Here is an 858-nt window from a genome sequence, read left to right as displayed (position 1 = left end):
TCCATCAGACTGTGTGGAAACCCTGGAAATATGCTTGCCAATTCCAGAAAATGCCCGTATCGCAAGATACGGGCATTTTGTTATGCGCTATATCCAAGGTGAAAACCGTTCCCAGACCGCTTTGTTCCCTGTGTCGTTGGACGAACTTATTCCCGACGACCATTTGGTTCGCGTCATCGACGCCTATGTAGCGCTTCTGGACTTTGAACAACTGGGTTTCGATAAAGCCAGGCCCAAGGCTACCGGGCGTCCTTCGTACGATCCCGCCGATCTGCTCAAACTCTATTTATATGGCTATTTTCAGCGCATTCGTTCGTCGCGGCGACTTGAAGCTGAGTGTCAGCGCAATGTTGAGGTCATGTGGTTGTTGGGACGGCTGGCCCCTGACTTCAAAACCATTGCCGATTTTCGGCGCGACAACAGTGCCGCGTTCGTCGCAACGTGTCGTGCCTTCATTCGATTTTGCCGCGAGGCCGGGCTGATTGCCGGAGAGCTGGTAGCCATCGACGGCAGTAAGTTTCAGGCAGCCGCCTCCGGCAGCAAACAACTGACCTTGAAAACACTTCAAGCCCGAGAAGCGAAACTCGACAAGAGGATTGCGCGCTACCTGGCGCAGCTCGATGAAGCGGATCGCGAGGAAGATGCAGAGCCGATCGACCGCTCCGCAGTGCAAGTGGCACTGGCCAAGTTGCAGGTAGAAAAGGCCAATAACCAAACGTGCCAAGTACTTATGCAAGCTCAGGACCTGACTCAGCACGTCGTTGGCGAGCCTGATGCGCACAAAATGCGAGGGCCCTACGTCGCATTGGTGGCATACAACGTCCAGAGCGCTGTGGACGCGAAGCACTGTTTGATCGT

1 protein-coding gene is annotated in these 858 nt (G+C 54.5%); it reads left to right on the top strand.

What is annotated here, in order from left to right; genetic code table 11:
- Positions 1–82: 82 nt before the first annotated feature.
- A partial coding sequence (locus AC3WJP_RS29100; RefSeq protein ID WP_493724603.1) for a transposase occupies positions 83–858 on the top strand: 776 nt, incomplete at its 3' end.

Source organism: Pseudomonas sp. GW821-FHT01A09, from assembly GCF_058986725.1.
Note: the sequence above shows the minus strand (reverse complement) of the source record. Positions and strands in the feature narration are given on the sequence as shown.